The organism is Ktedonosporobacter rubrisoli (assembly GCF_004208415.1).
GTDB lineage: Bacteria > Chloroflexota > Ktedonobacteria > Ktedonobacterales > Ktedonobacteraceae > Ktedonosporobacter > Ktedonosporobacter rubrisoli.
Window position 1 is genome coordinate 4,562,730 of the sequence record NZ_CP035758.1, and the last position, 12,551, is coordinate 4,575,280.

Consider the following 12,551-nt stretch of genomic DNA (forward strand, 5'->3'; position numbering starts at 1 on the left):
AAAGGAAAAACGCATTCGATGCTGTCACTGGAAGGCAAGCAGCTCGGGAACTACGATGTTATCCGACGCATTCGCGTAGGTGGCATGGGAGCAGTCTATGAAGGCAGGCAGCGCACAGCATTTGACCGACGCGTAGCCATCAAAGTTATTCTTGGCAATTACGCCTCCGATCGCGACATGCGCCGTCGTTTTGCGCGAGAGGCGCGTACAATTGCGCGCCTTCACCACCCCCACATTCTCCCATTGATTGAGTTCGGCGATGAACACGGCATTCTCTATCTGGTCATGCCCTATATCGATGGCGGAACGCTTACTGGTTACTTGCGCCATGGTCTACCAGAGCTCAGCGAAGTTTCCGCCATCTATCAACAACTGCTGGATGCCGTTGAGTACGCCCACGACGAAGGCCTCATCCACCGCGATATCAAATCTTCAAACGTCCTGCTAGAGATGCGCCGCAGCGGTCCACCCTACGTCTATCTTGCCGATTTCGGCCTTGTGCGCACAATCCACCAGGTCCAGGCCGGCAAGCAATTACCCCTGGACCAGGTACCGGGCACACCACACTATATGGCTCCTGAGCAGACGCGCGGCCTTATTACGCCCCAGACCGATATTTATGCCCTTGGCGTCTTGCTCTATCTCTTGCTTACCGGCGAGCTGCCCTATAATGATCCCGATGATATCCGCGTCATTCAGATGCACCTGCACTCGCCAATCCCTTCGCCCTGCGACTACGACTCATCCATCCCTTATGAATTGGGCGAAGTCGTACGCAAGGCAATGGCTAAACGCCTGCGTGAGCGCTACCAGAGCGTGGCCGAGCTGCGTCAAGCATTTCTTAGCGCTCTCAACGAACCTTCAGCGGTCTGGCCCAACGACGCCGATATCATCAGACCCGAGAGCCCGGTTCAGCAGTTCAGCTCTACGGCCACGCTTCCCGAAGACCTGCCCACGCTCTCCCAACCAACCTACTATGAAGTTGCGCCAGGCGTCGAACAGCTCGTCAAGCCGCGCACTACCGATGAACCAATTCAGCGCACACGACGCAATACAGAAGAGATCGCGCCCGAGCCTCTATCCTACATCTACAAGGCTCAGCAGCCACTCCAGCGCCCGCCTGCCCAAAGCAAGCCAAAGCCCTGGCCGCTCTTGCTTACCGGTGCAGTGCCACTTATTTTACTTATTTTATTGCTCATGCCCCGCGTTTTAGGGATCAGCTTTTTCCCAGCTGGTTTCCCGCTCTTTGGGACGGCGCCGCTGGCTACCGTGCGCATCATCGCCCAGAGCCAGGCAGTGCAAAAAAATTATGTGCTCACGGCTTCAAGCGCAGTTCACGAGCCCGACCCGCGCACGCATACCATTCCCGATCGCCTCCTGCATAGCACAGCCTCGGATAGCACAGTCATTAGAACCACAGGCAGTCGCTCCATCGCGCCAACGACGGCCCACGGGATCATTCTCTTTACCAACGATAACGACCAGGCAGCGAATTTCCCGGCCCAATTTGTCCTTACCAGCAACTCAGGGGTACAGGTACAGCTCACGCAAGCTATCGAGGTTCCGCCCAACCAGGACGGGCAGGCAGGCAGATTACTGGCCCCGGCGCAGGCTATCAAAGCAGGAGCGGCCGGCAACATTGCGGCCCATGCGCTGGATGGCAACTGTTGTAAACATGGCATCTCGGCTCAGAACCTTGATCCCTTCTCGGGCGGAATGGATACGCAGGTTGTTCATCTCGTCTCGCAAGCAGACCTTGATGCTGCTCAGCGCATGCTCTCTCCACGCCTCAAGCAGCAGATAGCCCAACAACTACAGGAACAGCTCTCTAGCTCTGAGACCCTTGCTGGCCAGCCCGATTATCAGATAACGTCGTTACCCAGCAGCCCTGTCGGGACGCAGACCGATCAGATACAAGTTATGGTCACCGTCTCCGGGACAGTTCCGGCCTATAACCGCAATGTCGTGGCAAAGCTCACGGCAGATCTGCTCACCAAACAGGCGGCCCAGTCGCTTGGTCCGGCTTACCAGCTCCAGGGCACGCCGACCATCACAGGACAACCTCAGGCTCAGCCCGGTCCAAAGGGGGCTACTTATTTAAGCGTCTCTGTACGCGCTACCTGGATATATATGCATTCGGCCCAGCAGCTACAAGACTGGTCTCAATCGATCAAAGGTGCAACGCCAGATGCAGCCCGCGCTTATCTTAAGGCTCAGGCTGGCGTAGCGGATGTAGAGATCCATCTTCCCTTTGGCACTGACCACCTTCCGGCCACCGTAGACGAGATAAAAATAGTACTGGGAAATAAATAGGCAGATTACCTATACCCAGTACTTTTACCTAGCACATTTTGCCCAGAAGCAGAGTTGATAGAGAAAGGCAGATTACAATGTAGGAGAGCTACCTAATTCAGAGGATTATTATGCCTGATCAATGTATGAATAACGATTCAGATAGAAATCAGCCCATCCAGCAACGCTTCATGGAAACTCAGAAGCATCAAGGACCGCATAAGATCGCTGGCGATCCCCAAAAAATGCTAGATGAGCTATGGCCAACTGGTCCCTGGCCCATTACTGATTCCCAGCACATCCCAAATTCGCAGCACCCCTCCACTCCTGTGCCGGACTTTGGGGCTGGAAATATGACGACGGCAGTTCCCAAAGTGAATCGCCGTGAAACAGATTATACCCTGCAACAGGTATTTCTAGAGAGTGCTTTAGCGCAACAGCCGCCACCTGTAGGGCAACCTTTCTATAAAAGGGGCAAGCTCTATCTCTGGCTGCTGGCAGCGCTTCTCGTCTTCGCGCTTATCATCATTATTGGTGCACCATTCAAATTTATCCAGATTGGTCTCACCTCATCGATCTTACCCGCGCACATTTTCCATATCTCATCCATCCCAAACATCTCTGTTATCACCAGCGAGGGTACCATTCGCGTTCGCACCGGGCCCACCAACACAGTTTCCATCACCGCTATTACCCAGACTAGCTTCTTAAGTGGTAACCCATCTATTGACTATGCAAGCGGCCAGGGCAATACAATTAACGTCAATGTCCGTGATTCCGGCCTGAGGCTTATCGGCAATAATCGAGTTGATTTTGATATTATGGTTCCCCCCAGCACTAATCTTGATCTCTTTACCAAAAAAGGCAGCATTAATGTAAAAGGTGTTACCGGGCAGGCGGCTTTGCATTGCCAAACTGGACAGATCACTGTTACCCAGACCACCTTAACCAATAAGGGCTCAGTAGTAACGGACTCAGGAATCATCAATTTTAATGGCAAGCTGGCCAAAAATGCATTTTATACGATCAAGAACAAAGTTGGTCAGACCAGCGTGACCTTGCCAGCCAATAGCCAGACGTTGATAGATGCGGCAACGAAATTTGGCTCGATCAAATCCGAGTTTCGTCAGCTGGCAATCCGGCAATCAAAGGATGAGGGAAGTGAGGCTCATGGAGAGCTAGGAGCTTCTTACACATCTTCGACGCTCATCCTCTCTATGGAAGCCGGGAATATCGAGTTCCATAGAAGAAAAGTCTGATAGCCTGAACGATGCCATGGCAAAAAGCCAGACCTGTCGCGTGCAGGTCTGGCCTGATTCTTCCAGGGGCTACTACTTAAAGTAAGGCGGCTCAATTTTTGGCCAGCCGACGCTCTTCCAGATTTTGCCTGCAAAAAGCGATATCGCGGGCAAACTGATCTGCCAGTGAGCGAGCTTCGAGCAGCTCTTCTTCTAATTTCCCGACGCGCTCTTGCACGCTTTCATATCTCTCATGCAAGTCACGAATTGTCTGCTCCAAGCTCTCAACACTCGCAAATTGCGCCGTCGATTGGGCGATTCCCTCACGTGTAGCAAGGAACAGCCGAATGGCCGATAAAGGATAGCCGATCGACTGCAGGCGCTTAATAAATTTCAGCCGCTGATAGGCCTCATCGTCATAGATACGCAAACCATTTTCCAGACGATGCGCGGGCTTGATTAATCCTAGCTCTTCATAGTAGCGCAAAGTGCGTGGTGTCAAACCTAGCTCTCTGGCTACAGCCCCTATTTGTCGTAATTCTGCCATATTGCTTGTACTTTCCGTTCGAGGGAAACTTTTGACGTTTACGTCAAATAAGTTATGCAAAGTATATCATAGCTCTATAAAAATGTACAAATAGATGTCGACTCAATCTCTGGGCTTTCTTGCCACTTGCGCCGGCACGGGCACCTCTCTAAATCGCTCCGGCATTCTCGCCACCTGACCCCATCTATTTACTCGGCACGGATCTAACCGAATTATCCCCCTTGAGATTGACTGGATATACCCGATCCCATCGCCTCCTCTGCCACTTTTGCCACATCATACCCAATCCCACTAGACAGTTTATCAGTTTGTCCTCACTATTCCTTCAGGCTAATACTCTACCATTTGTGGCTCAGCAAGACAAGCTATCAGGCTTTCAGTATTACTTTCGCTTGCCTATTTTCCTGCCTTGAGACACTTCTCCCCCAAAGGAGGGAGAACAAAATAATAAATGTGGGCGATGGAAAGCAGGTACCCGGAGCACTATAATCAGCATTGGAGAGTTCAATATAGTTCTTATAACGCAATTTCTTTACTCTTAAGCAGATAAAGCGTATCTTGATCCTACTTCTTAAAATATATTAGGGGATAAAAAAGATATGCGAGAGTAAGATGTATCAAGGAGATGAGCATGTCAGATCCTCATGGAGAATATACTATAGCCATTCAGCAAGCTGCAACAGAAGATAGCCCCCGCGCACCGGCGCGCTCAGGCGCCAAAGCCTGGCCTTCTCTTGCGCTTGCTCTGATCTTATTGTTGTCTATTTTCCTCAACTTTTTCAATTTAACGCAGAATGGCTATGGCAATCCCTACTACGCAGCAGCCGTTAAGAGTATGCTCACCAGCTGGCACAACTTCTTTTTTGTCTCCCTGGACTCTGGCGGCTTTGTGATGATCGATAAGCCTCCCCTGGCTTTCTGGCTGCAGGCGTCAAGTGCTGGCCTCTTCGGCTTTAGCGGCCTGAGCTTGCTTATCCCTGAAGCCCTGGCCGGGGTGGCCTCCGTAGCCATCCTCTACATACTTGTACGCCGCAGCTTCGGGACAACGACGGGCCTACTAGCAGCTCTCGCCCTGGCAATTACGCCAATTTGCATCGTCACAGATCGCAGCAATACGCCTGATAGCTTGCTGGTACTGGTTACTTTATTGGCAACCTGGATGATCTTTCTGGCTACGGAGACGGGAAAGCTACGCTGGCTGCTGCTCAGCGCGCTTCTGCTGGGCATTGGCTTCAATATTAAAATGCTGCAAGCCTACCTGGTTATCCCGGCTTTTGCCCTACTCTACCTCCTGGGTGCTCCGCTACGCCTGCGCACCCGGCTCCTCCACCTGGCCCTGGCTGGCGTCGTCCTCGCCCTCATTAGTCTATCCTGGATTGTAGCCGTTGATTTGACGCCGGTCACCCAGCGTCCCTATGTGGGGTCCAGCCCGAGCAATTCAGAAATTGATCTGGCCTTTGGCTACAACGGCATACAGCGCCTCCTGGGTTTTCTCTTCCATTCCAGCGGGGTAGCGGCACCCCTGGGTGGCTCGCTCTACAATGGCATGACCCTCTTGATAGCTATTCTTGAGGCAGGCTTACCAAGCCCCATTCGCGTCTTCAATCAGCAGCTGGGCAGTCAGATCGGCTGGCTGGTACCATTAGCCGTGTATGGTTTGATCGTAGCCATAGGACGCAGGCAAAAGCGCGCACCTCTCACGAGAGAAGGGCAAGGGATGATACTCTGGGGAACCTGGTTCCTCACGATGCTGATCTTCTTTAGCCTTGCCCTCAACATCCATACCTACTACCTGGTCATGCTGGCGCCGGCTATCTGTGCGCTGGCGGCTATCGGCCTGCTCAAGCTCTGGGCAGCTTATGGCAAGCCCGGTTGGCGCGGCTGGCTACTCCCCCTTGCCCTGGCCAATACGGCCGCCTGCCAATGGTTTATTCTTACCTACTATCCTGGTTGGCGCAGCTGGCTCTCGCCGCTCATCCTTGTTGTATGTATTCTCGCGGCACTGCTTCTGGTTGTGGCTCGTCTGTTTGCAAAGCGTCAGAACATTGCCCTGACAGGGCCCGCGACAAGCGTTGCCCTCCTTGCCCTGCTCATCGGACCCGCTATCTGGAGTTGCGCCACGCCTTTACAGGTATCCAGCCCACTGCTCCTGCGGGCCGGACCTGCCGCACAGGCCACAGGATATGAGGAGGCCACAGAGAAGCTAATGAATTCCTTTATCCCGGATAGCACGCGCGTTGATCCAGCCCTGGAACGCTATCTACTGGCTCACCAGGGGCAGACGCGCTACTTGCTCGTTACGCTCAATGGTGTAACTGCAGCTCCGCTTATCCTTGATACAGCTAAACCAGTTATGGCTCTTGGCGGCTTTATCGGCATCGATCCCATTTTGAGCCAGCAACAGTTTAAAGCCCTGGTCGCACAAAATGTCGTGCGTTATATCATGGTACCCGCACCAAAGATTGATCTACGCGGCCTACCTCCCCAGCTGCTTAAGATGATGGGTGGATCTGACAATAAACAGCAGGCCAGGCCAGGCAAAGCCAAAATTGTCTATCCGCTGCAAAGCCAGATCATGGATTGGGTCTTTAGCAGCTGCACTTATGTCAAGCCAACTGAACTGCAGCCGGACAGCGCTAATCCGGACCAGGCGATCAGCATTAAGCCCGGCGGGGCCTTGTCCCAAATTATGTTTGACTGCGCAAGCCATCACTAAGTAGCGGGCCTTCTGGTCCGCTGGAAGGACACGGGGCAGACGATCTCTCGCCTGTCCCCCAACACATTTTCTACTTGCTTCAGGCCTGGCTCCAAAATTCCTACCTGGCAAGCAGGGATGCACGAAATCGAGAATAAATTTTATGTTGAGAAAAGTTATAAAAATTCTTTTATCACGAATAAGATATTATAGAGCACTGTATACAAAAGGGCTCCAGAAAATCATTCTCACCCTCCTTTCGAATAAGGCTCGCCCGGTCCGCTTTATTCTTACAGGAGGCCTGGCCGGGCTATGCCAGCTTGGCTTGCTTGCGCTTCTGCTCAAGCTACAGGTGTACGCAATTCTCGCCAACGCACTCGCATTTTTTCTAGCTGCACAGGTTAACTTTGTGCTCAGCACGCTTTTTACCTGGCGGGACCGCCAGTTGCCCGGGAGCGGAAAAAATACCCTGTTGCTACGCTGGCTGGCCTTTCACGGCTCAATTCTTGGCACGGCCTTGCTGAATATGCTTGTGTTCACGCTAGCGCACCTGGCGATGCCGGCACTGCTTGCCTCCGCACTAGGCATCATCGCCGCTGCGATCATTAACTTTACTGTGATTGATCGTTTCGTGTTTAGCAAGCATTCAGCCTAGTAGCATGGTCTTAAGGCCAGGCTTGACAGGATTCCTGCTATTATAACCTGGCCAGAGGCAGGAAAAAGGGCAAAGAGTGGGGCATTCCACCGGGGTACAAAGTGGTCCTGTAGGCCTCATCACCCACTTGCGCGAAGCAAAAGCCCTGCACTAGAGCCTCTCAGATCTTGACACAGGGCCCTTACAAAGATTATGCATTTGAAAGGGAACAATGTGGAGCACAACAACGTCGCAGCCTTAGAAAAACATTTCCTGGTAAAGAGGGCAGATACCATGTCAATACATAAGCATCGCATCCAGCTGGCACGGGGGAAGAGGGCAGAGAAAGAGGAGCAAGCTGATATCCCCGTGCCTACCTTTTCCATCATCGCACCTGTCTATAATGAAGAAGAGACGATTCCTCATTTCTATGAACGCGTTGTCGCCGTCATGGAAGGTCTGGAGAAGCCTTTTGAACTCCTTCTCATCAATGATGGCAGTAGCGATAACTCCTATCGCGTTATGTGCGAGCTCCATACGCGCGATCCACGCGTACACGTCATCAACTTCTCGCGCAATTTTGGCCATCAGATCGCCATTTCAGCCGGACTTGACTACGCCAGCGGCGAGGCCGTGATCATCCTTGACTCAGATCTGCAAGATCCTCCCGAAGTGATACCGTCACTCATCGAGCGCTGGAAGGAGGGAGCCGAAGTTGTCTATGCCCAGCGCACGAGGCGTGAAGGGGAAACAAAGTTCAAGCTATTGACAGCGCGCGCCTTTTATCGCCTGATCGAGCGCATTACTTCGATCAGCATTCCCCGCGATACAGGGGATTTCCGTCTGCTCGACCGCCGCGTCGTTGATGCCCTGGTCACAATGCGCGAGCACCATCGCTTTATGCGCGGCCTTTCGGCCTGGGTGGGCTTTCGCCAGGAAGCCGTCCCTTATGTGCGCCATGAGCGCTTTGCAGGCACGACAAAATATCCACTTAGCAAGATGATTCGCTTCTCGCTCGATGCCATTACCAGCTTCAGCCATGTTCCGCTTCAACTGGCAACCAGCCTGGGCTTCATGCTAGCCGCCCTGAGCCTTATCGGCATTCTCATCGCCGCTATCCTGCGCATCTTCACGGGGGCCATCGTCGGACAGGCCTCTACGCTCACCCTTGTGCTCTTTCTAGGTGGCATTCAACTCATATTCCTGGGCATTATCGGCGAGTATCTGGGGCGCATCTACGACGAGGTAAGAGCGCGCCCGCTCTATATCGTCCATGACGTGCTAGAGTGACGTGCCGAACCTGGGCACGAGCCGGCTCTATGTTGCTTATGACGCTCATGGTCCTCTAAATAGAGGTGAACAAATTTGTCGACATAGGCGAACGAAGGCAAAAAGAAGGGGAGTAATGCTAAATTGGCCCTGCGCACAAATAGCAACGTGTGCTATACTGTGGGCAACATTAAGTACGGCGCCCGAGCTTCGTTTCCCTCATTGGGCGAAGATCCACGCGCCATAAGAGTTTTGTGAAAAGTAGAGGTACAGGTCGGTGCAAGATACAACAGACCCTGCGATGGGCAAAATGCATTACTATAATTCTATACTTGATGCCATTGGCAATACTCCGCTTGTGCGCCTCAACCGGATTGCCAGCGATGTACCGCCTCTTGTCCTGGCCAAAATGGAGATGTTTAATCCTGGCGGCAGCGTCAAAGATCGCATTGGACCCGCCATGATTGAGTATTGCGAAAAGCATGGCTTATTGCGACCTGGAGGCACCATTGTTGAGCCTACAAGCGGCAATACCGGCCACGGGCTGGCTATCGCCGCTGCAATCAAGGGCTACCACTGTATTTTTGTCATGACAGACAAGGTAAGTGAAGAGAAGCGCAGCCTTCTACGCTCTTACGGGGCTGAAGTTGTCATCTGTCCCAGCAGCGTTACCCACGATTCGCCGGAGTACTATAAGAACGTGGCTTACCGGCTCGCTAAAGATATACCCGGAGCTTGCTGTCCCGATCAATACTCTAATCCCGCCAATCCGGCCGCCCACTATGCCACAACCGGGCCTGAGCTCTGGCGCGATACAGCAGGACGTATCTCGGCCTTTGTCGCAGGTATAGGCACCGGCGGAACAATCTCCGGTACGGCCCGCTACCTCAAAGAGCAAAACCCGCAGATAAAAATTATTGGGGCCGATCCGCCTGGCTCGGTATATTCGGGCGATACGCCCAAACCCTATAAGGTCGAAGGCATCGGTATGGATATGTTCCCAACCAATTATGATCAGCAATTGGTTGACGAGGTTATCCGCATCGATGACCGCTCTTCATTCCATTGGGCGCGCCGCCTAGCTCGCGAGGAGGGCATTCTAACCGGTGGCTCCGCTGGTACAGCGCTGGGAGCCGCTTTGACTTATGCTCGTCGCCTGACACCCGATGATGTGGTAGTGGTGCTCTTGCCCGATACCGGACGAGGCTACTTGAGCAAGCAATTTAACGATACCTGGATGCGCGAGAACGAGATGCTGCTCCCGGCCGAAAACGCGCAGCCAACAATGCGCGATGTGCTAACCTATCGGCGCAATCATTCTCGTAGCATGCCGCTTGTCGTCAGTGTCAGTCCCCAGGATTCAATTGCCGACGCCGTTGGCTTGCTGCGCCGCTATGGAATTAGCCAGACTCCGGTTATGGAGAATGGGCAGATGGTTGGTAGCCTGACCGAGGATATGCTCTTACGACGCCTGGCCAGCGGCGAACCGCTCTCCTCACACCTGGTCCAACAGGTACAGGGCCCGCCTTTCTCCGAACTGCAGGCCGATGCGCCCGCGCGTGAAGCCTATACGCTCTTCAGTAGTGGGCAATCAGCAGTTGCTATCATGAGCAATACGCTTCTGGAAGGTATCGTTACCAAGAGCGATCTTCTGGAATTCTGGGCACAGATGCGCGAGCAATAGGCCACATTTATTGCACAGGGCTCAAGCCCAGACGCACATATGCTTCTAACATAGAAGAGAGGCTACCCCGACGAGAGAAGGGATAGCCTCTCTTCTACTCGCGCGACCTTCCCTCCTTGCCCAAAGTCGTTTCGACAGGATTTTTCCACTGCCTCGCTCTTGACAGCTATACCGTCCGGACGGTATAGTTATTACTATGAAAATGAACCCAACGCGCCAACATATATTAGAGACAGCCAATCGCATCGTGCAACAGCAGGGAGCAACGCAGCTTACCATTGAGGCAGTTGCGCGCGCCGCCGGATTAAGCAAAGGGGGAGTGTTATATCACTTTCCGAGCAAAGATGCCCTGATCGAAGCCATGATTAACTTTCATATTGACAACTTTACGCACGAATTTAATAATCTTGTGGAACAAGAAACGCCAGGAGCAGGCCGACAACTGCGGGCTTACATTCGCTCAAGCCGTCACGAGGATCAAGAAGCGAATGCTGCCTTCACAGGATTAGTTGCCGCAATCGCCAACAATCCAGACCTGATTGAGACGCTACGCCAGCACTACCAAAGCTGGCAAGAGCTCGCCGAGCAGGATGGCTTGCCACCAGCATTAGGCACTATTCTGCGCCTGGCCGTCGATGGGCTCTGGTTTGCAGATCTGCTTGGCCTGGCTCCTCCCGAGGGAAAGCTGCGCGAGGAGGTCATCGAGACATTATTGCGTCTTGCCCGCCCACAACAAGATAAAGCTTAAGCCCGGGCGACAGCTTCACTGCCACTCTCGCCTACAGGTCTGCAAAAGTCTCCTTTTTGCGGCTTGTCCTCAAAGGGGAACTAAATGTAGAGAAACTTTACAAATTATCTATGCAATAGGAAGGCAGCTTATGAATAGCATTCTTTATCTTATCCTGGCCATTCTTGCTGAAGTTTGCGGGACCACTTCGCTCAAGCTCTCACAAGGCTTTACGCGCCTCATTCCTTCTATTCTGGTGGCAGTATTTTATCTCGCCAGCTTCTATCTCATGTCGCAGGTATTGAAAAAGCTCGATGTTGGCATGGTCTATGCCATCTGGTCAGGCATGGGTACCGCCCTCATCGCCATCATTGGCATCCTCTTTTTCAAGGAGCCGCTTACAATTTTAAAGGCCAGCTCTATTATATTAATTATTCTTGGCGTCGTCGGCCTGAATCTCGGCGGCGCCCACTAAAGTGCTATTGATGCCCTATCTCCGACTAGTCATAACAGCATAAAGCTCCCTATCAGTTTGAGGCGAATAGGGAGCTCTCACATTATTTATTTGATTTTAACCATTCATCCATTTTACTATCCAACCCTGTAGTCCCGCTACTCCATTTGCATCTCTGGATAGACCTGAGCTGCACTGTGCGGCCTATATATTTCTTCCCGAATCTCGGGATACTCAGCATCATTGCTTCGATACTGCAGCCCCTCTCCGCGCTCCGTACGCTCCATAGAGTTGCCACGATACCCATTGTAGATGTTCGAGAAACCAGCAAATTCGTCCTTGGGATGGGTAACCTCTTCCGGGCTGAGCAGTAAACGCGCCATCTCGCCACAGCCCCAGGCCAGACCATTAAGAATCTTCGTGGAGACGATCCACAAAGCTATGCCAAGCGGCACCCCAAGGAAAGAACGCGCAAACAGGAATATATCAAAGTTCCCCTGTACATAGCCCAGGAACGGCAACCATGAATGAGACTCTATATGATTGAACATGAGAATACCATTAATATAAGTATTAATCACGTACCAGAGTGGCTCCAGGGTAAAGGCAAGAGACAGCATTAGCAGAACAAGCGTCAGGCTGAAAGCAAAAATTCCCAGGGGGAATTTGAGCAGCAGGAAGAGTAGGCTCCTCCAGGTCAGCGGATCTTTGATGCGTGCCCATAGGCCCTTATATATATTCATATGTGCCGTGCGCCCACCTACTTTGTAGGTCGGCATGTCAACGTGCAGCAGCCTCACAGCCATCTCACGCTCAAGACTCGCCATTCCCCATACGCAGGCAATGGTTAAGAGCAGAATAGGAATACCAATCCAGATGATAAGAGTACTTACGCCAAGGCTCAAGCCTACGACGAGCGTTACGAAGTAGAATATCCCCAATGGAAATGAGAGCAAGAGATAGAGAATACTACCTCCAGTATGCTTTTCGTGCTGCTTCCCCTGTAACATT

10 protein-coding genes are annotated in these 12,551 nt (G+C 52.4%); 8 read left to right on the forward strand and 2 right to left on the reverse strand.

Annotated features, from left to right (window positions below; translation table 11 throughout):
* Nucleotides 1-18 precede the first annotated feature (18 nt).
* Together EPA93_RS20045 and EPA93_RS20050 are read left to right on the forward strand one after the other, a co-directional pair.
* Complete coding sequence (locus tag EPA93_RS20045; protein ID WP_129889217.1) at nt 19-2,313, forward strand: serine/threonine-protein kinase; 2,295 nt, start codon at nt 19-21, stop codon at nt 2,311-2,313.
* A 110-nt stretch (nt 2,314-2,423) separates the two neighbouring features.
* On the forward strand, nt 2,424-3,551 hold the full coding sequence (locus tag EPA93_RS20050; protein ID WP_129889218.1) for a DUF4097 family beta strand repeat-containing protein: 1,128 nt from the start codon (nt 2,424-2,426) through the stop codon (nt 3,549-3,551).
* A gap of 91 nt (nt 3,552-3,642) precedes the next feature.
* On the opposite strand, the gene EPA93_RS20055 is transcribed toward EPA93_RS20050, so the two are convergent.
* Nucleotides 3,643-4,077 carry a helix-turn-helix domain-containing protein gene (locus EPA93_RS20055; protein ID WP_129889219.1) on the reverse strand — a complete coding sequence of 145 codons (435 nt, stop codon included), beginning with the start codon at nt 4,075-4,077 and terminating at the stop codon, nt 3,643-3,645.
* 631 nt (nt 4,078-4,708) lie between these two features.
* On the opposite strand from EPA93_RS20055, the gene EPA93_RS20060 reads away from it, so the two are divergent.
* The 6 genes from EPA93_RS20060 to EPA93_RS20085 all read left to right on the forward strand — a co-directional run bounded on the left by EPA93_RS20060 (nt 4,709) and on the right by EPA93_RS20085 (nt 11,561).
* Nucleotides 4,709-6,793 carry a glycosyltransferase family 39 protein gene (locus EPA93_RS20060; protein ID WP_165423273.1) on the forward strand — a complete coding sequence of 695 codons (2,085 nt, stop codon included), beginning with the start codon at nt 4,709-4,711 and terminating at the stop codon, nt 6,791-6,793.
* Nucleotides 6,794-6,935: 142 nt separating this feature from the next.
* A complete protein-coding gene (locus EPA93_RS20065; protein WP_129889221.1) occupies nt 6,936-7,427 on the forward strand; it encodes a GtrA family protein in 492 nt (163 codons plus the stop codon).
* A 273-nt stretch (nt 7,428-7,700) separates the two neighbouring features.
* Nucleotides 7,701-8,696 carry a glycosyltransferase family 2 protein gene (locus EPA93_RS20070; RefSeq protein WP_129889222.1) on the forward strand — a complete coding sequence of 332 codons (996 nt, stop codon included), beginning with the start codon at nt 7,701-7,703 and terminating at the stop codon, nt 8,694-8,696.
* Nucleotides 8,697-8,985: 289 nt separating this feature from the next.
* Nucleotides 8,986-10,359, forward strand: coding sequence for a cystathionine beta-synthase (locus tag EPA93_RS20075; RefSeq protein ID WP_129894588.1), 1,374 nt, complete (start codon nt 8,986-8,988; stop codon nt 10,357-10,359).
* A 196-nt stretch (nt 10,360-10,555) separates the two neighbouring features.
* Entirely contained in the window at nt 10,556-11,107 is a 552-nt protein-coding gene (locus tag EPA93_RS20080; RefSeq protein ID WP_129889223.1) for a TetR/AcrR family transcriptional regulator, read from the forward strand.
* Between the two features lie 130 nt (nt 11,108-11,237).
* A complete protein-coding gene (locus EPA93_RS20085) occupies nt 11,238-11,561 on the forward strand; it encodes a DMT family transporter (RefSeq protein WP_129889224.1) in 324 nt (107 codons plus the stop codon).
* Nucleotides 11,562-11,698: 137 nt separating this feature from the next.
* On the opposite strand, the gene EPA93_RS20090 is transcribed toward EPA93_RS20085, so the two are convergent.
* Nucleotides 11,699-12,550, reverse strand: coding sequence for a sensor domain-containing protein (locus EPA93_RS20090; protein ID WP_165423274.1), 852 nt, complete (start codon nt 12,548-12,550; stop codon nt 11,699-11,701).
* Nucleotide 12,551 lies beyond the last annotated feature (1 nt).